The sequence below is a fragment of the Citrobacter sp. C348 genome (genome assembly GCF_047467975.1).
Classification (GTDB): domain Bacteria; phylum Pseudomonadota; class Gammaproteobacteria; order Enterobacterales; family Enterobacteriaceae; genus Citrobacter; species Citrobacter gillenii.
This window is the reverse complement of sequence record NZ_JASJUJ010000009.1, coordinates 195,753-215,191: the sequence shown is the minus strand read 5'-3', so window position 1 is coordinate 215,191 and position 19,439 is coordinate 195,753. Positions and strand designations below refer to the sequence as shown.

16 protein-coding genes are annotated in these 19,439 nt (G+C 53.5%); 7 read left to right on the top strand and 9 right to left on the bottom strand.

Going from position 1 to position 19,439, the window contains the following annotated elements:
• Positions 1–762 precede the first annotated feature (762 nt).
• From prmA to QNN86_RS17590, 8 genes are all read right to left on the bottom strand, one after another.
• Positions 763–1,644 (bottom strand): 50S ribosomal protein L11 methyltransferase, encoded by an 882-nt coding sequence (gene prmA, locus QNN86_RS17625; protein WP_181618029.1) that lies wholly within the window; start codon positions 1,642–1,644, stop codon positions 763–765.
• Positions 1,645–1,655: 11 nt separating this feature from the next.
• Positions 1,656–3,107, bottom strand: coding sequence for a sodium/pantothenate symporter (gene panF, locus QNN86_RS17620; RefSeq protein WP_096755459.1), 1,452 nt, complete (start codon positions 3,105–3,107; stop codon positions 1,656–1,658).
• Positions 3,097–3,339 carry a YhdT family protein gene (locus QNN86_RS17615; RefSeq protein WP_279277590.1) on the bottom strand — a complete coding sequence of 81 codons (243 nt, stop codon included), beginning with the start codon at positions 3,337–3,339 and terminating at the stop codon, positions 3,097–3,099. Before QNN86_RS17615 ends, panF begins: the two co-directional genes overlap by 11 nt.
• 107 nt (positions 3,340–3,446) lie before the next feature.
• On the bottom strand, positions 3,447–4,796 hold the full coding sequence (gene accC / locus QNN86_RS17610) for an acetyl-CoA carboxylase biotin carboxylase subunit (RefSeq protein WP_096755461.1): 1,350 nt from the start codon (positions 4,794–4,796) through the stop codon (positions 3,447–3,449).
• Positions 4,797–4,806: 10 nt separating this feature from the next.
• A complete protein-coding gene (gene accB, locus QNN86_RS17605) occupies positions 4,807–5,277 on the bottom strand; it encodes an acetyl-CoA carboxylase biotin carboxyl carrier protein (protein WP_135324123.1) in 471 nt (156 codons plus the stop codon).
• A gap of 392 nt (positions 5,278–5,669) precedes the next feature.
• The gene (gene msrQ, locus QNN86_RS17600; RefSeq protein ID WP_182270900.1) at positions 5,670–6,269 is read right to left on the bottom strand and encodes a protein-methionine-sulfoxide reductase heme-binding subunit MsrQ; all 600 of its coding nucleotides are present in this window, start codon (positions 6,267–6,269) and stop codon (positions 5,670–5,672) included.
• A complete protein-coding gene (gene msrP / locus QNN86_RS17595; protein ID WP_414211974.1) occupies positions 6,270–7,271 on the bottom strand; it encodes a protein-methionine-sulfoxide reductase catalytic subunit MsrP in 1,002 nt (333 codons plus the stop codon).
• A gap of 77 nt (positions 7,272–7,348) precedes the next feature.
• Positions 7,349–8,323: an MDR family oxidoreductase gene (locus tag QNN86_RS17590; protein ID WP_414211972.1), complete on the bottom strand. Its 975-nt coding sequence runs from the start codon at positions 8,321–8,323 to the stop codon at positions 7,349–7,351.
• A gap of 225 nt (positions 8,324–8,548) precedes the next feature.
• Here QNN86_RS17590 and csrD point away from each other — a divergent pair, with 225 nt between their 5' ends.
• Positions 8,549–10,489: an RNase E specificity factor CsrD gene (gene csrD, locus QNN86_RS17585; protein WP_182270901.1), complete on the top strand. Its 1,941-nt coding sequence runs from the start codon at positions 8,549–8,551 to the stop codon at positions 10,487–10,489.
• Between the two features lie 8 nt (positions 10,490–10,497).
• Here the strand turns inward: csrD and QNN86_RS17580 are convergent, their stop codons facing one another.
• Complete coding sequence (locus QNN86_RS17580) at positions 10,498–10,818, bottom strand: hypothetical protein (protein ID WP_153880057.1); 321 nt, start codon at positions 10,816–10,818, stop codon at positions 10,498–10,500.
• Between QNN86_RS17580 and mreB the strand changes: the two genes are divergently transcribed.
• The 6 genes from mreB to yhdP all read left to right on the top strand — a co-directional run bounded on the left by mreB (position 10,796) and on the right by yhdP (position 19,381).
• Positions 10,796–11,839: a rod shape-determining protein MreB gene (gene mreB, locus QNN86_RS17575; protein ID WP_034498906.1), complete on the top strand. Its 1,044-nt coding sequence runs from the start codon at positions 10,796–10,798 to the stop codon at positions 11,837–11,839. The genes QNN86_RS17580 and mreB overlap by 23 nt on opposite strands.
• 64 nt (positions 11,840–11,903) lie before the next feature.
• Positions 11,904–12,926 (top strand): rod shape-determining protein MreC, encoded by a 1,023-nt coding sequence (gene mreC / locus QNN86_RS17570; RefSeq protein WP_096755467.1) that lies wholly within the window; start codon positions 11,904–11,906, stop codon positions 12,924–12,926.
• A complete protein-coding gene (gene mreD, locus QNN86_RS17565; RefSeq protein WP_103928680.1) occupies positions 12,927–13,415 on the top strand; it encodes a rod shape-determining protein MreD in 489 nt (162 codons plus the stop codon).
• A gap of 7 nt (positions 13,416–13,422) precedes the next feature.
• Positions 13,423–14,016 carry a Maf family protein gene (locus tag QNN86_RS17560; protein ID WP_414211968.1) on the top strand — a complete coding sequence of 198 codons (594 nt, stop codon included), beginning with the start codon at positions 13,423–13,425 and terminating at the stop codon, positions 14,014–14,016.
• Entirely contained in the window at positions 14,006–15,475 is a 1,470-nt protein-coding gene (gene rng / locus QNN86_RS17555; protein WP_096755470.1) for a ribonuclease G, read from the top strand. Before QNN86_RS17560 ends, rng begins: the two co-directional genes overlap by 11 nt.
• 105 nt (positions 15,476–15,580) lie before the next feature.
• Entirely contained in the window at positions 15,581–19,381 is a 3,801-nt protein-coding gene (gene yhdP, locus QNN86_RS17550) for an AsmA2 domain-containing protein YhdP (protein ID WP_414211966.1), read from the top strand.
• The last annotated feature ends 58 nt before the right edge of the window (positions 19,382–19,439 follow it).

Genomic DNA, 19,439 nt, shown 5'->3' with positions numbered 1-19,439 from the left:
TACTGTGACTGCAAGGCGGCGTATATTACGCATTTTTTGCACGAGATGAAAGGCCAAACTTTGACCAATCCACTGAGGTGGATCAATGAATTGCCGTAAATGTGAACGGATGAAAATATTTAATTATATAAATCATTGGATTATAAAAATGTGTCTGTTTTATATACACATATAATTTTGCGTAACTTCTCATTTTTTCTTCGAGGTCAGGCGATCTGGCAAGATAATCTGCTGAATTAATCAGCAGAATATTGCGACATAATGTGACTATTCTCTCATTTCAGAACATGATCGCAGGGGGGGTGAAGATTACTCGACGATCACGCGACCATTGAGTCGTTGCTCTGGCCGGTTGTTGTTGTGATGCATAGTCTGGGTGAATTTTTGAGCTGTGCTTCTGAAAGCGTCATCGGGCCATCGGTATATTGCGTGTCCAGCGGCGAGAGATGTGCTGTAAGTGTCGTGTTGATGTTTATGGGGGACCGGTCTGGCAAGGTTTTATACTCCTCGCTGAGCGCGCCCCAGTGCGCAGGAGAGCCCTCTCCCTCATAGCTCTAGTGGGATGCAAAAACCGTCACGGGCATGATGCTGAGCACCAGGATCGCGACCTTGCTAAAAGTTGCTTTCATATAATTCGTTCAGTGAATGGTTTATTTTTTCTTTAACTTCAATGGATTAATTGGGTATTTTAGCGCGGGGACGTACGAGTTGGTGTACAAAAAGCGGGAAAAGCGTGGCCTGCCTGGAGGCCACGTATAGAAACTATTTTTTCTTACCGGTAATGCGGCACCACTCTTCTTTCTCGATAACCGGATCGAGCGTAAAGAGATCGGCGTAGGCCTCACAGACGCTGTCTGCCTGGCTGGCAAGAATACCAGAAAGGCCCAGTAAGCCGCCCTCAACCGGCAACACGCTGATTAACGGTGCCAGTTCACGCAATGGGCCAGCAAGGATGTTGGCAACCACCACGTCAGCTTTCATGGCTTCTGGCTGATCCTGTGGCAGGTACAGTTCCAGGCGGTCAGAAACGCCATTACGCTGCGCATTATCGCGGCTTGCCTGAATGGCTTGCGGATCGATATCCACACCGATGGCTTTTGCTGCTCCCAATTTGAGCGCTGCAATAGCCAGAATGCCAGAACCGCAACCAAAGTCGATAACCGTCTTCCCGTTCAGGTCTAGACCATCCAGCCATTGCAGGCACAGAGATGTGGTAGGATGAGTGCCTGTACCAAATGCCAGACCCGGGTCCAGCATCACGTTGACGGCGTTCTCATCCGGCACATCGCGCCAGCTTGGGCAAATCCACAGACGTTCGCCAAAGCGCATAGGGTGGAAGTTATCCATCCATTCGCGCTCCCAGTCTTTATCTTCCAGCTGTTCAATTTTATGCACGAACCCCGCACCGAGCAGCGGATGCTGTTCCAGAAGGGCAACGACTTCTTTCATGTCGGTTTCTGCATCGAACAGACCCGTTACATCGGTGTCGCCCCAAAGGCGGGTTTCGCCCGGCAGTGGTTCAAACACTGGTGTATCATGCGTGTCCTGGAAGGTGATAGAAACGGCACCCGCCTCCATCAGCGCATCGCTCAGGTCTTCTGCGTTTGCACCGGTGGTATTCAATTTCAGTTGGATCCATGGCATGGCAAAACTCTTTATTTATCAGTAGTCAATATGGCGGCTTGTGGGGCGGCAGAACCAAAACGGTTTCCGACCAGGAAAGCCAGCAAACTTAGCAGCAACGAGGGCACAATTGGATGGAAGCCCAGGTACTGAATGTTAAAGGTAGCGAGTATGGCATACAGCACACCGCCGACAATCATGGCGCTCAGTGCGCCCGCTGCATTCGCTCGCTCCCAGTACAGGCCCAGCACCAGCGGCCACAGGAATACCGCTTCCAGCCCGCCAAACGCCAGCAGGTTGAGCCAGATGATCATCTCTGGTGGTTTCCACGCGGCCAGCAACAACAACGCCCCCAATAACAGGGTGATCACCGCCGACATGCGCTTCAGGCGGGTTTCATTTTTCAGCTGTTCCGGGCGCAGATTCAGGTAGAGATCTTTAATTATCGTAGCGGAACTTTGCAGCAATTGGGCGTTGATCGTCGACATGATCGCCGCCATCGGTGCGGCAAGGAAGATCCCCGCGGCAATCGGTGGCAGGACTTTTACCATCAAGGTGGGGATAACCAGATCCGGTACCGTCAGGTCAGGGAGCACTGCGCGTCCTAATGCACCCGCCAGGTGCATACCAAACATCAGGATTGCCACCACAATCGTGCCGATAATCATCCCACGATGGACCGCTTTACTGTCCTTATAAGAGATACAGCGCACGGCGGTATGCGGCAGGCCAATCACGCCAAAGCACACCAGAACCCAGAACGAAGTCATAAAGGTTGGGGACAGCATGTCATCAGCGCCTTGTGGGGTCACCAGTTTCGGATCGATTGTTTGCAGCGTCTCCACCGCGTTGCTGAGGCCGCCCGCTGCGTGGACCACACCCACAAGCAGAACAATGGTCCCAACTAGCATCACCATGCCCTGCATGGTGTCATTGAGCACGCTGGCACGAAATCCGCCAAATGCGGTGTACAACGCGATGCTAATACCAAAGATCAGCAGACCAGTTTCGTAGGGAATACCCGCAGCGGTTTCCAGCAAACGTGCGCCGCCGATGAATTGCACTGTCATCGCGCCAACGAAAGCTACCAACAGGCTGAGGCTCGCCAGCCAGACCAGCAAACGGCTCTGATAGCGGGCAAACAGCATATCGTTAAGGGTGACGGCGTTGTAGCGTCGCGCCAGAATCGCAAATTTCTTGCCAAGAATACCCAGCGACAACCAGACGGCTGGCAGTTGGATCATCGCCAATAGCACCCATCCCAGCCCGTATTTATACGCGGCCCCCGGGCCACCAATAAACGAGCTTGCGCTGATATATGTTGCGGTCAGCGTCATGGCTAAAACGACCCCGCCCATTGAGCGGCTGCCGAGGAAATATTCATTCAGGAACGTGCCGGTTGTTCTCTTTCTCATCGCGTACACAGAGAGACCAAACACCACCACCAGATAGGCGACAAGCGGCAAAATCACTTCAAGCTGCATCGTCATCCTCCAGAGGAATATCGCGATAGATAAATTTCACCATCGCCCAGCACAGAACAATGAAAACCAGCGGGGTTAGTAAGCAGGCCATTTCGAACCAGTGCGGTAAGCCAGTAAAGCCCAGCGTGGAGTCTGGTAAGTAAGCGGCTACTAACCACATGGCAAGATAGAAAAGGGTCAGCCACAGCGCCCAGCGCGCCTCTTTATGGGCCTGAACAAAACGAGCGTCCATTTTTTGTCCCTTGTGGATAAAGAAAGCGGGGATTGTACCTTATGGGACGTGCCGGAGGGGAGAAAAACAAAAGGCCGGAGGATCCGGCCTTTGCAGTTAATGCGTACTTACTTTTCCTGAAGTCCGAGTTTCTTCTCCAGGTAGTGGATATTGGAACCACCACGCTGGAAGTGCTCGTCATTCATGATGCGGATCTGCAGATCGACGTTGGTTTTGATCCCGTCGATGATCAGTTCCTGCAAGGCGTTTTTCATGCGGGCAATCGCCACGTCACGGTTTTCGCCATAGCAAATAAGTTTGCCTATCATTGAGTCATAATATGGCGGTACGGTGTAGCCCGCGTAAATATGAGACTCCCAGCGCACACCAAAACCACCCGGCGCGTGGAAACGCGTGATTTTACCCGGGCTTGGCAGGAAGGTGTTCGGGTCTTCGGCGTTGATACGGCATTCTACCGCATGGCCTTTAACCACAACTTCATCCTGCGTAATGGACAGCGGCTGACCCGCAGCGATACGCAACTGCTCTTTGATCAGATCAACGCCGGTGATCATTTCGGTAACTGGATGCTCTACCTGGATACGGGTGTTCATTTCAATGAAATAGAACTCGCCGTTTTCGAACAGGAACTCGAAAGTACCCGCTCCACGGTAGCCGATATCCACACAGGCTTTGGAGCAACGTTCGCCGATGTAACGACGCAGTTCCGGGGTAATGCCCGGTGCTGGTGCTTCTTCGACCACTTTCTGGTGACGGCGCTGCATGGAGCAGTCACGTTCTGCCAGATAGATTGCGTTACCCTGACCGTCAGCCAACACCTGAATTTCGATGTGGCGTGGGTTCTCCAGGTATTTTTCCATGTAAACCATGTCATTGTTGAAAGCGGCTTTCGCTTCAGCTTTGGTCATGGAAATGGATTGAGCCAGTTCAGCATCGCCGCGTACAACACGCATACCGCGACCGCCGCCGCCGCCGGAGGCTTTGATGATGACCGGATAGCCGATGCGCTTGGCATGGGCGCGGTTTGCGTCCATATCGTCGCCCAGAGGGCCGTCAGAACCTGGAACGGTCGGTACGCCTGCTTTCTTCATAGCAGTAATTGCAGACACTTTGTCGCCCATCAGGCGGATGGTGTCGGCTTTCGGGCCGATGAAGATAAAGCCAGAGCGTTCTACCTGCTCAGCAAAGTTGGCGTTTTCAGACAGGAAGCCGTAACCCGGGTGAATAGCGACCGCGCCAGTGATTTCAGCGGCGCTGATGATTGCCGGGATATTCAGATAGCTTTTAACAGACGGAGCCGGGCCAATACAGACCGTTTCATCTGCCAGTAATACGTGTTTTAGATCGCGATCCGCGCTTGAGTGTACAGCGACGGTCTTGATGCCCAGTTCTTTACAGGCACGAAGAATACGCAGGGCAATCTCGCCACGGTTGGCGATAACGATTTTATCCAACATGTTCGCCTCGTTACTCGATGACGACCAGCGGCTCGTCAAATTCTACCGGTTGACCACTTTCTACCAGAATCGCTTTTACCACGCCGGATTTATCGGCTTCGATCTGGTTCATCATTTTCATGGCTTCAACGATGCAAAGGGTATCGCCCGCATTCACTTTCTGGCCCACTTCGATAAACGGTTTAGCGTCAGGGCCCGGGGTGCGGTAGAACGTACCAACCATCGGGGAACGTACGATGTGACCACTGATTTCCGCTGCAGCAGGGGCTTCCATGCTTGGCGCTGCAGTTTGCGCAACAGCGTTAGACAGAGCAGGTTGTTGCATCATTGGTGCAGCATAAGCCTGTTGCATCATCGGGAAACCTGCATTTGGCGCTGCGCGGCTGATGCGTACAGACTCTTCGCCTTCAGAAATTTCCAGTTCGGAGATGCCTGATTCTTCAACCAGCTCGATCAGTTTTTTAATCTTACGAATATCCATGAGTGGGTTCCGTACTCTTTGTTTAGTGAAATTGTGACAGGCGTTTTATCGCCGTCTGTATAGCATTTGAATAACTGTTGGTGACAAGATGCCACCCCTCTCTGGCGTTGCACTGCGTGCTGCAGCCATTAAACGAGATATCAAAACTTACCAGTCATTGTGTGGCTATCTTCTGCCATTTTCGGGTAAAAGACAAAATATACCTTCAATACCCGATTGTCACCCTTTCCGCGCGGTAAAAACGCCTCCAGGGAAAGCAAGGTCGCACATTATAACCATTTCGTAGCAATTGGCAGCTAAATACTGGTCTTATCAGGGAAGATAATCAACCGCCTGCATGTAAAGAACGTGGGTTCGTCTGTGTTTTGCAACGCACTGCACATATCGCGAAACTACCGCCACCACTGGCGGAACTTCTTATAACGGCAGGCTAAAAGCACGACGGCGAGCGCGGCATAAATGATTGGTTGCGGGGATAAAATCTTTACCGACCACAGGTAATGCACGGGGGCCAGGATCGCCACAAGATAGACGAAGTTGTGTAAAAGTTGCCAGCGTTTTCCCAGTTTCCGCTGTGCAGCCTGGGTGGAGGTGAGTGTGAGGGCAAATAACAGAGTCCAACTGATAATCCCCAGCATCAGATAAGGCCGTGTCGTTAGCTCTCGACCCAACAGACCCAGGTTGTTAATGCCCAGCTCCAGCAGCGCATAACTGGTTAAATGCAAGGTGGCCCAGGCAAAACACCAGAGTCCTAACAGGCGGCGAGTGCGTATTAAGAGTGGCTGCTTAGCGTAGCGCGCCAGCGGCGAGACCAGCAAGGTTGCCAACAAGAATTTCAGAGCCGTCCTACCGGTAAAGTGTTGAATGTCCTTGACCGGATCGGCGCTTAAGTCGCCATTATTAATGGCCCAAAAGAGCCAGGCAAAAGGTAAAAAGCCGGCAAGATGCAGGCAAACTTTCAGCCAGGTGATGTGTTTTGCCGTCAGACGCACTTAAAAATTCTCCCTCAAGTTAAGGCCGTGATACAGCGAAGCGACCTCATCGGCATAGCCGTTAAACAGCAGCGTAGGTTGACGCTGTACGTCGAGGATACCGCCTGCGCCAATAAAACGTTCAGTAGCTTGTGACCAGCGGGGGTGATCGACGCTGGGGTTCACATTGGCATAAAACCCATATTCATTAGGCGCCGCCATATTCCAGGTGGTCGGCGGGCGATCGCGCGTCAGCTTAATGCTGACTATCGACTTAATTCCTTTAAAACCGTATTTCCACGGTACGGTTAATCGAATAGGGGCGCCATTCTGCGGGGGAAGCGCTTTGCCATAAACGCCCACGGTGAGCAGCGTGAGCGGGTGCATGGCTTCATCAAGGCGTAAACCTTCAACGTAGGGGTATTTCAGCCCCCCGCCAATAAAGCGATCTTTCTGTCCCGGCATATCATCCGGTGCGTAGAGCGTTTCGAACGCCACATATTTCGCATTGCTGGTGGGTTCAACCAGTGCCAGCAGCTTATGTAAAGGAAAGCCAATCCACGGCACGACCATGGACCAGGCTTCTACACAGCGCATGCGATAAATGCGTTCCTCCAGCGGGAAGCGGGTGGTCAACGCATCGTGCTCGAGGGTTAATGGCTTTGCCACTTCGCCACTAATTTTCAGCGTCCACGGATCGGTTTTTAAACTGCCCGCGTTGGCCGCCGGGTCTGCTTTATCGAGACCGAACTCATAGAAGTTGTTGTAGCCGGTGACTTTATCTTCCGGCGTTAACGGCAATGTATTTTGCCAGGCGGCAGGTTTCGTGAAATCAAGCGGTTTTCCGGCGGGTGCGGGCGGTCGGTCATTGCCTTTAAACCAACTTAGCAGATCGGCCTGGGCGTTGGGAGAGAGGGAAAGGGCTGTCGCACTGATACCCAGCGCTTTCAATACCTGGCGACGTTGCAGCATAAAAACAGATTCTGCCGTTACGTCGGTTTCCGTCAGTTTTTTGGATTTCATATCATCCTCCGTCATGCGTTTTGCTAAGCATGACGGAGGCAAAGGCTTATCGCGAATTTATCACGAAAAATTGCAGATTAGGCGATCTTCACCAGCGTGCGGCCCTGCACCTGATTATTAATGATGGCGTCAGCAAGCTTCGGCGCGTCGGCGAGCGTAATTTCAGTTGCGGCCTGAGCGTAGAAAGATTCTGGCAGGTCAGTGACCAGACGTTGCCAGGCCTGAGCACGGCGCGCCGTTGGCGTCATAACGGAATCAACACCTTGTAGGCGCACATTGCGCAGAATGAACGGCATCACCGTGGTGGGCAGTGCAAAACCACCTGCCAGACCACAGGCAGCAACGCAGCCACCATAGTTCATCTGCGCGAGGACTTTTGCCAGTACTTTGTCGCCAACGGTATCAATGGCGCCAGCCCACAGCTGTTTTTCCAGCGGGCGAGTTTCAGCAAATTCATCACGACCGAGGATTCGGTTGGCGCCCAGACTACGCAGATAGTCGTGCGTGGTTTCGCGACCCGATACCGCTGCAACCTGATAGCCCAGCTTGTGCAGTAACGCAACGGCAGTGCTACCCACGCCGCCGCTGGCACCGGTGACAACAATCTCACCGTCTTGCGGGCGAATACCGGCATCTTCAAGCGCCATCACGCACAGCATGGCGGTAAAACCGGCAGTGCCGATGGTCATCGCGTTGCGGCTACTCAGTCCATTTGGTAGTGCAACCAGCCAGTCACCTTTTACACGAGCCCGTTCGGACAGTCCGCCCCAATGGTTTTCGCCCACGCCCCAACCGGTCAGCAACACCTCCTGACCAGCGTGAAAACGGGGATCTTCACTGTGGCGAACAGTACCGGCGAAATCGATACCAGGAATCATCGGAAAATTACGGATAATTTTTCCCTTGCCGGTGATGGCCAGGGCATCTTTATAGTTCAGGCTCGACCAGTGAACATCCACCGTCACATCGCCTTCCGGTAGCTGATTTTCGTCGAGGGGTTGAACGGATGCGAGGGTTTTACCGTCCTGTTGTTCTAAGATCAAAGCCTGCATAACCTGTCCTCAATTCATATAGTGGATTGGAAAATGAATGATGAAGACTATACTCGTTAATCAAAACATGATGCCGATTCTGCGCAATAAATTGCCAGATATACCTGATTTGGTAGTATGCCCACACTATTTATGTAAATTGACGGATTTCGCGTTCATTTTTGCATTTTCGTGTCGCTTTTCCATTTTCATGCCTAATTCATAACTGTCGGAGTTAACACAAGGATGCGATTAACGACGAAATTTTCAGCTTTTGTGACTTTGCTCACAGGGTTAACGATCTTTGTGACGCTGATCGGCTGCTCGCTGAGTTTCTACAATGCGATCCAATATAAGTTCACTAGTCGTGTCCATGCCGTCGCAACGGCGATCGACACGCACCTGGTCTCTAAAGATTTTATCGCCTTAACGCCGCAAATAGACGAGCTGATGGTGTCGGTTGATATCGTTCGCGTTGACCTGTTGCACGGGGAAAGCAAGGTTTATAGCCATTCCCGCACCAGCAGTTATCGCCCGGCGGGAACAAACAACCTGTATCGTGAAATCACCGTCCCTTTGCTCAAACATCCGGGGATGTCGCTGCGCCTGGTGTATCAGGATCCGATGGGCAATTATTTCCATTCGCTGATGACCACCGCACCGCTCACGCTGTCGATTGGTTTTATTATCCTGATGCTATTTTTGTCGGTGCGCTGGCTACAGCGCCAGCTTTCCGGGCAGGAACTGTTAGAGATTCGTTCTACGCGGATCCTTAACGGTGAACGTGGGCCGAATGTGCGGGGAACGGTGTATGAATGGCCGGCGCGCACCAGCAGTGCGCTCGATATGCTGCTCACCGAAATTCAAAGCGCTCGCGAGCAGCGCAGCAGGCTGGATACGCTTATCCGATCGTATGTGGCGCAGGATACAAAAACCGGGCTCAGCAATCGTCTGTTTTTTGACAATCAACTGGCGACGCTGCTGGAAGATCAGGAGAAAGTGGGCGCCCACGGCGTAGTAATGATGGTGCGTTTGCCGGACTTTACGCTTTTGCGCGACAGTTGGGGGGGGGATCTTGCGGAAGAACAAATCTCGGCGCTGGTCAATTTATTATCGACCTTTATTGCGCGTTATCCTGGGGCGCTGTTGGCGCGCTACCACCGTAGCGATTTTGCCATCCTGCTGCCGCACCGCACCTTGAAAGAGGCGGAAAGCATCGCTGGGCAGTTGTTAAAAGCGGTCGATGCCCTTCCGACTAATAAAAAAATTGATCGTGCCGATATGATTCATATTGGCATTTGCGTCTGTCGCAGCGGCCAGTCCGCTGAACAGGTGATGGAGCACGCTGAAACGGCAACCCGGAACTCGGTATTACAGGGCGGGAACAGTTGGTCAGTTTATGATGACTCGCTGCCGGAAAAAGGTCGGGGTAATGTACGCTGGCGCACGCTCATTGAGCAGATGCTCAGTCGGGGCGGTCCAAGGCTCTATCAGAAACCCGCGGTCACCCATGAAGGACGAGTACACCATCGGGAATTAATGTGCCGCATTTTTGATGGCAGTGAGGAGGTTATCTCGGCGGAATATATGCCGATGGTGCTGCAATTTGGCCTGGCGGAAGAGTATGACCGTTTGCAGATTAGCCGTCTGATCTTGTTATTGGGCTATTGGCCGCAGGAAAGTCTGGCGATCCAGACGACGGTTGAGTCACTTATTCGACCGCGTTTTCAGCGTTGGCTGCGTGATACCTTGATGCAGTGCGAAAAATCGCTGCGAAAACGCATAATTATTGAACTTGCTGAGGCAGATGTTTGTCAACACATCAGCCGGTTACAGCCCGTTATCCGTTTGATGGATGCGCTGGGTGTCCGCATTGCCGTGACGCAGGCGGGGTTGACGCTGGTGAGTACCAGTTGGATTAAAGAACTCAATGTCGAGCTCTTGAAGCTTCATCCAAGTCTGGTGAGAAACATTGATAAACGTACGGAGAACCAGCTGTTGGTTCAGAGCCTGGTGGAGGCCTGCTCAGGCACGCCAACGCAGGTGTATGCCACTGGCGTTCGTTCGCGTAGTGAGTGGCGTACGCTGACAGAACGTGGAGTCGCGGGTGGGCAAGGGGATTTTTTTGCCGCATCACAGCCACTTGACACAAACGTGAAAAAATATTCGCAAAGATACTCGGTTTAACCTGCCGTTTAATTTGTTTTCACGTAGAATAACGCGCGTTGTGCCTTCTGGGGGTGTGCTTGTCTGCTCGCCAGAATGTAACAGCAAACATGCAGGTGAATGACCTTTGACAGGTTGCAAACAAAAGCGAGGAGTGCTGCTGATTTTTTCAGCCCTGATGGACTCAGGCCGGTTTTGTAACAAAGGAAACGAACTGCACTAATTTTCACCGTAGCAGATGATTTTTCCGCCTTGTCGCTGCTGCGTGTGGTTGGTAAAGTAAGCGGATTTTGTTTTCCGCCCCAGCTTTCAGGATTATCCCTTAGTATGTTGAAAAAATTTCGTGGCATGTTTTCCAATGACCTGTCCATTGACCTGGGTACCGCGAATACCCTTATTTATGTAAAAGGACAAGGCATCGTATTGAATGAGCCTTCTGTTGTGGCCATTCGACAGGATCGTGCCGGTTCGCCGAAAAGCGTGGCAGCAGTAGGTCATGATGCGAAGCAGATGCTGGGTCGTACGCCGGGCAACATTGCTGCAATTCGCCCAATGAAAGACGGCGTTATCGCTGACTTCTTCGTGACTGAAAAAATGCTTCAGCACTTTATCAAACAAGTGCACAGCAACAGCTTTATGCGCCCAAGCCCGCGCGTGCTGGTGTGTGTTCCGGTTGGCGCAACTCAGGTTGAACGTCGTGCCATTCGTGAGTCTGCTCAGGGTGCCGGTGCGCGTGAAGTATTCCTGATTGAAGAGCCGATGGCGGCAGCGATCGGTGCAGGTCTGCCTGTTTCCGAAGCAACCGGTTCTATGGTTGTGGATATCGGTGGTGGTACCACTGAAGTTGCCGTTATCTCCCTGAACGGCGTCGTTTACTCCTCCTCCGTACGTATCGGTGGTGACCGTTTCGATGAAGCCATCATTAATTATGTGCGTCGTAACTATGGTTCCCTGATCGGCGAAGCGACCGCTGAACGTATCAAACACGAAATCGGATCGGCTTACCCGGGCGACGAAGTGCTTGAGATCGAAGTGCGCGGCCGTAACCTGGCTGAAGGCGTTCCACGTGGCTTTACCCTGAACTCTAACGAGATTCTGGAAGCGCTGCAGGAACCGCTGACTGGTATCGTCAGCGCGGTCATGGTTGCCCTGGAACAATGTCCGCCAGAACTGGCGTCTGACATCTCCGAGCGCGGTATGGTGTTAACCGGCGGTGGTGCACTGCTGCGTAACCTTGACCGTCTGTTAATGGAAGAGACCGGTATTCCAGTCGTTGTTGCTGAAGATCCGCTGACCTGTGTGGCGCGCGGCGGCGGCAAGGCGCTGGAAATGATCGATATGCACGGCGGCGACCTGTTCAGCGAAGAGTAATCGGATACCGGCAGGGTTAACATCCGATTGCCCTGCCGAATCTGATACGAGAATACGCAAACTTATGAAGCCAATTTTTAGCCGTGGCCCGTCGCTACAGATTCGCCTTATTCTGGCGGTGCTGGTGGCGCTCGGCGTTATTATTGCCGACAGCCGCCTGGGTATGTTTAGTCAAATCCGAACATACATGGATACCGCCGTCAGTCCTTTCTACTTTATTTCTAATGGTCCCCGTGAATTACTCGATGGCGTGTCGCAAACGCTGGCCTCGCGTGACCAACTTGAACTTGAGAACCGGGCGCTGCGTCAGGAACTGCTGCTGAAAAACAGTGAACTGCTGATGCTGGGGCAATATAAACAGGAGAACGCGCGCTTGCGCGAGCTGCTGGGATCGCCGCTGCGCCAGGATGAACAAAAGATGGTGACTCAGGTCATCTCAACGGTTAATGACCCTTACAGCGATCAGGTAGTTATCGACAAGGGTAGCGTGAACGGTGTCTATGAAGGGCAGCCGGTCATCAGCGACAAAGGCGTTGTGGGCCAGGTTGTTGCCGTGGCGAAACTGACCAGTCGCGTGCTGCTGATTTGTGATGCCACCCATGCGCTGCCAATCCAGGTATTGCGTAACGATATCCGCGTGATTGCTGCCGGTAACGGTTGTACGGACGATCTGCAGCTCGAGCATCTGCCGGCCAATACCGACATTCGCGTTGGCGACGTGCTGGTAACCTCCGGTCTGGGCGGCCGCTTCCCTGAAGGCTATCCGGTTGCCGTGGTCTCTTCCGTTAAACTGGACACTCAGCGTGCTTACACCGTGATTCAGGCGCGTCCGACGGCAGGGTTACAGCGTCTGCGTTACCTGCTGCTGTTGTGGGGGGCGGATCGTAATGGCGCCAATCCGATGACGCCGGAAGAAGTGCATCGCGTAGCCAATGAGCGTCTGATGCAAATGATGCCGCAGGTCCTGCCTGCACCGGACGCGATGGGCCCGCCTGCGCCCGTTCCTGCACCAGCGACTGGCGTGACGCCAACGCCTGCAACGACAACGCCGCCAGCACCTTCTCCGCGTAAGCCGGGAGGGCAGTAAGTGGCAAGCTATCGTAGTCAGGGGCGTTGGGTTATTTGGCTCTCGTTCCTTATCGCACTTTTACTGCAAGTCATGCCCTGGCCGGACGACATTCTTGTTTACCGGCCAAACTGGGTGCTGCTCATCTTGTTGTATTGGATCCTGGCACTGCCGCATCGCGTAAATGTGGGCACAGGATTTGTGGTGGGTGCCATACTGGATCTCATTAGCGGCTCCACACTTGGCGTGCGGGCTTTGTCGATGAGTATCATTGCCTACCTGGTTGCGCTGAAATTCCAGCTATTCCGTAACCTGGCGCTCTGGCAACAGGCGCTGGTGGTTATGTTGTTATCACTGGTCGTGGACATTATTGTTTTCTGGGCCGAGTTTTTAGTGATCAACGTCTCTTTCAGACCTGAAGTGTTCTGGAGTAGTGTAGTAAATGGTGTGCTTTGGCCATGGCTATTTTTACTGATGCGTAAAGTCCGCCAGCAGTTTGCGGTGCAATAAGGTTGATATGAATACTCTGTATCTGGCTTCAGGTTCTCCACGCCGTCAGGAATTATTGACCCAACTTGGCGTCACCTTTGAACGGCTGGTTCCAGGGATTGAGGAACAGCGTCACCCGCAAGAGAGCGCGCAGCAGTATGTTGTTCGCCTGGCGCGTGAGAAGGCGCAGGCTGGTGTTGCGCTGGCTGCGCGAGATTTACCGGTGCTGGGGGCTGATACCATTGTCATCCTGAATGGCGAAGTGCTGGAAAAACCGCACGACGCCGCGCATGCGGCCGCAATGCTGCATAAGCTGTCAGGCAAAACACATCAGGTGATGACGGCGGTGGCATTAGCCGATCGTCAGCACAGTCTGGACTGCCTGGTGGTTACGGACGTCACGTTCAGAGCACTAACAGATGAGGACATCGCGGGCTATGTTACCAGCGGTGAACCGATGGATAAAGCAGGTGCATACGGTATTCAAGGGTTGGGTGGTTGTTTTGTCAGGAAGATAAATGGCAGCTATCACGCCGTGGTCGGCTTACCGCTGGTAGAAACGTATGAGTTGCTGAGCAATTTTAACGCACTGCGTGAAAAAAGGGATAAACATGACGGCTGAATTGTTGGTAAACGTAACGCCCTCGGAAACACGCGTGGCGTACATTGATGGCGGTATTCTGCAGGAAATTCATATTGAACGTGAGGCGCGACGCGGAATCGTAGGCAATATCTACAAAGGTCGTGTAAGTCGTGTACTTCCGGGTATGCAGGCGGCTTTTGTAGATATTGGGCTGGATAAAGCCGCTTTTCTTCACGCTTCAGACATCATGCCGCACACCGAATGCGTGGCGGGTGAAGAACAGAAGCAGTTCACCGTGCGCGACATTTCCGAACTGGTTCGTCAGGGTCAGGATCTGATGGTGCAGGTGGTCAAGGATCCGCTGGGCACCAAGGGCGCTCGCCTGACGACAGACATCACGCTGCCTTCCCGTTACCTGGTCTTTATGCCTGGTGCTTCGCACGTTGGGGTTTCCCAGCGTATCGAAAGCGAAACCGAGCGTGAACGCCTGAAAAAAGTGGTGGCGGATTACTGCGATGAGCAGGGTGGATTTATTATTCGCACGGCTGCAGAAGGCGTGTGCGAGGACGATCTGGCCTCAGATGCGGCGTATCTCAAGCGTGTCTGGACCAAAGTCATGGAGCGCAAAAAGCGCCCGCAAACCCGTTACCAGATGTACGGCGAGCTGGCGCTGGCGCAGCGCGTGTTGCGTGATTTTGCTGATGCTCAGCTCGACAGGATCCGGGTGGACTCCCGTCTGACCTACGAAGCGTTACTGGAGTTTACAGCAGAATACATCCCTGAGATGACCAGCAAGCTGGAACACTACAGTGGACGACAGCCCATTTTCGATCTCTTTGATGTGGAAAATGAAATTCAGCGTGCACTGGAACGCAAGGTTGAGCTGAAATCCGGCGGCTATTTGATTATCGATCAAACCGAAGCTATGACCACCGTGGATATCAATACCGGTGCGTTTGTTGGGCATCGTAATCTCGATGACACCATCTTTAATACCAATATTGAAGCTACACAGGCCATTGCGCGTCAGCTGCGTCTGCGTAACCTGGGCGGCATTATCATTATCGATTTTATCGACATGAGTAATGAAGATCACCGCCGCCGGGTGCTGCACTCTCTGGAGCAGGCGCTGAGTAAAGATCGCGTTAAAACCAGCATTAACGGCTTTTCACAGCTGGGGCTGGTGGAGATGACGCGTAAGCGCACGCGTGAAAGCGTGGAGCATGTGCTGTGCAACGAATGCCCGACCTGCCACGGACGCGGTACGGTCAAAACGGTCGAAACCGTATGCTATGAAATTATGCGGGAGATCGTGCGTGTCCATCATGCTTACGACTCCGATCGTTTCCTGGTCTATGCTTCTCCGGCCGTGGCGGAAGCCCTGAAAGGTGAAGAGTCACACGCGCTGGCGGAAGTGGAAATTTTTGTCGGTAAGCAGGTTAAAGTACAAATCGAACCGCTCTATAACCAGGAGCAGTTTGACGTCGTTATGATGTAGTTAACCACCTGATGGCGATACCTTGTAGGCCGGATAAGGCGTTCACGCCGCCATCCGGCAAAACGATTTTGTGAGTCACATTTTTTGGCAGACAAGGAGAGATGCGTGAGGCGATTGCCGGGGATTTTACTGCTCACTGGGGCCGCGCTCGTCGTCATCGCAGCGCTGCTGGTCAGTGGCCTGCGCCTTGCGTTGCCGCATCTCGATAGCTGGCGGCCTGCGATCCTCAGTAAAATTGAGTCGGCCACCGGTATGGCCGTTTCTGCCAGCCAGCTCACCGCCAACTGGCAGAATTTTGGCCCCACCCTTGAAGCCCGCGATATCCACACTCGGCTTAGCGACGGCGGCGAATTCTCGGTCAAACGCGTTACGCTGGCGCTGGATGTCTGGCAAAGCTTGCTGCACATGCGCTGGCAGTTTCGCGATCTCACCTTCTGGCAACTGCAGCTACGTACCAATACCCCTATCCAGCGCAGCGACAGTGATGACGGTGTTGAACCCGGACGCGTCAGCGATCTGTTTTTACGTCAGTTCGATCACTTCGATCTCCGCGACAGCCAAATCAGCTTCTTAACCCTCTCTGGTCAGCGTGCGGAGCTGGCGATCCCCCAGCTTACCTGGCTGAACGGAAAAAACAGACACCGCGCCGAAGGCCAGGTTAGCCTCTCCAGCCTGACCGGGCAGCACGGTATCATGCAGGTGCGGATGGATCTGCGTGACGACGAAGGGCTGCTGAACAATGGCCGGGTCTGGCTACAGGCCGATGACATTGACGTCAAACCGTGGCTGGGGAAATGGATGGAGGATAACGTCGCGCTGCAAACGGCGCGCTTTAGCCTGGAAGGGTGGATGACGCTCAGCAAAGGTGAAATTTCCAGTGGCGATGTCTGGCTGAAGAAAGGCGGGGCAAGCTGGAAAGGTGACAATAACACGCACACGTTGTCCGTGGATAACCTGACCGCGCATATCAGCCGCGAACAGCCCGGTTGGGTGTTCGCGATCCCGGATACGCGCATCACGATGGATGACAAACCCTGGCCGAGCGGTGCGCTCACTCTGGCCTGGATCCCCGAGCAGGAAGTGGGGGGCGAGAACAACAAACGCAGCGATGAGCTGCGCATTCGAGCCAGTAACCTTGAGCTGGCGGGCCTGGAAGGGTTGCGCCCCATGGCGGCAAAGCTCTCTTCGGCGTTAGGTGACATCTGGCGGGCCACGCAGCCGAGCGGCAAGATAGATACGCTGGCGCTGGATATCCCATTACAGGCGACAGAAAAAACGCGCTTCCAGTCCTCGTGGACCGATCTGGCCTGGAAGCAGTGGAAGCTGTTACCGGGCGCCGAGCATTTCTCCGGTACGCTTGCCGGTAGCGTGGAAAATGGTGCGCTCACCGTTTCGATGAAGCAGGCAAAAATGCCGTATGAAACCGTCTTCCGCGCGCCGCTGGAAATCGAAGACGGGGTGGCGACGCTAAGTTGGCTGAAGAATGACAAAGGTTTTCAGCTGGATGGGCGAAATATTGATGTTAAAGCGAAAGCCGTCCATGCGCGCGGCGGCTTTCGCTATCTGCAGCCGACAGGTGATGAGCCATGGCTGGGCATTCTGGCGGGGATCAGCACCGACGACGGTTCTCAGGCCTGGCGTTATTTCCCGGAAAATCTGATGGGTAAAGACCTGGTCGACTACCTGAGCGGTGCGATTCAGGGCGGTGAAGCGGATAATGCCACGCTGGTGTACGGCGGAAACCCGCGTCTGTTCCCGTATCCACATAACGAAGGTCAGTTCCAGGTCCTGGTGCCGCTGCGCAATGCTAAGTTTGCTTTCCAGCCTGACTGGCCAGCGCTTACCAATCTCAACATTGAGCTGAACTTCATGAATAACGGTCTGTGGATGAAGACCGACGGCGTCAATTTAGGTGGGGTGAGAGCCAGCAACCTGACAGCTGATATTCCCGACTACGCGAAAGAAAAGCTGCTGATTGATGCCGACATTAATGGTCCGGGCAAGGCAGTTGGACCGTATTTTGATGAGACGCCGTTGAAGGATTCACTGGGCGCCACGCTGGAGCAGCTCCAGATTGACGGCGATGTGAATGCTCGCTTACATCTGGATATCCCGCTGGATGGCTCGCTGGTAACCGCTAAAGGTGATGTTAAGCTGCATAATAACAGCCTGTTTATCAAGCCACTCGACAGTACATTAAAGAACCTGAACGGCACATTTAGCTTTATTAACGGCGACCTCAAGAGTGAGCCGATGACGGCCAACTGGTTTAACCAGCCTTTGAATGTCGACTTTTCCACCACTGAAGGTGCTAAAGCCTATCAGGTTGCGGTGAATCTGAACGGTGACTGGCAGCCAACCCGCATGGGCATCCTGCCAGTGCAGGTGAACGAGGCCTTAGGCGGCAGCGTAGCGTGGAATGGCAAAGTGGGTATCGATTTGCCGTACCATGCCGGGGCGACCTACAGCATTGAGCTTAAAGGCGACCTGAAGAATGTAAGCAGTCACTTACCTGCGCCGCTGAATAAAGCGGCCGGCGAGTCTCTGCCATTAAACGTGAAGGCCGACGGCAACCTGCGCAGTTTCGATTTGACGGGTAACGCGGGGCCTAAAAATCACTTTAACAGCCACTGGCTGTTGAATCAGAAACTGACCCTTGATCGTGCTATCTGGGCTTCTGAAAGCCGCACTGTGCCTGACCTGCCCGAGCAACAAGGTATTGAGCTCAATTTGCCGCCAATGGATGGTGCGCAATGGTTGGCACTGTTTAACAAAGGCGCGGCGGACAGCGTGGGCACCAATGCGGACTTCCCGCAGCGTATAACGGTGCGCACGCCGTCGCTATCGTTGGGCGGTCAGCAGTGGAATAATCTCAGTATTGTATCTGAGCCTTCGTCGAATGGCAGTAAAGTCCAGGCGCAGGGGCGTGAGATCAACGCGACGCTAGCGATGCGCAATAATGCACCGTGGCTGGCGAACGTGAAGTATCTCTATTACAACCCGAGCGCCGCGAAACCCGCACTGAACGCCACTCCGGCCTCACCGTTTTCCGCGATCAATAACGTCAGCTTCCGGGGCTGGCCGGACGTTCAACTGCGCTGCGAAGAGTGCTGGATGTGGGGGCAGAAATACGGGCGCATTGATGCTGACGTCGCGATTAAGGGTGATACGTTGACCCTGGATAACGGACTGCTGGATACGGGCTTTGCCAGACTGACCCTCGACGGTGAATGGGTTAACGCGCCGGGTAATGTGCGCACGTCGCTTAAAGGAAAACTGAACGGTAATAAAATTGATTCTGCGGCTGGTTTCTTTGGTGTATCGACCCCGATCCGCAACTCCTCATTCAACGTCGAGTACGATTTGCACTGGCGTAACCCGCCCTGGGATCCGGATGAAGCGTCGCTGAATGGTATTTTGCGTACCCGTCTGGGCAAAGGTGAGATTACTGAACTCAGCACCGGGCATGCGGGGCAGTTGCTGCGCCTACTGAGCTTTGATGCGTTGCTGCGTAAACTGCGTTTCGATTTTAGCGATACGTTTAACGAAGGCTTTTATTTTGACTCCATTCGCAGTACGGCGTGGATCAAAGATGGCGTGATGCATACCGACGATACGCTGGTGGATGGTCTGGAAGCCGATATCGCCATGAAAGGCTCGGTCAATCTGGTGCGCCGTGAGCTGAATATGGAAGCCGTGGTCGCGCCGGAAATTTCTGCCACCGTGGGGGTTGCCGCCGCATTTGCCGTTAACCCGATTGTCGGCGCGGCGGTGTTTGCCGCCAGTAAAGTTCTGGGGCCGCTGTGGAGCAAAGTCTCGATTCTGCGCTATCGCATTACTGGTCCGGTCGATAAACCGCAGATTAACGAAGTTCTGCGCCAGCCGCGTAAAGAAAGCCAGCAATGATTTGACGGGGGCGAGTAATTGCCCCAATCTCAGTAAATATGATCTTCTTACCGCTGTT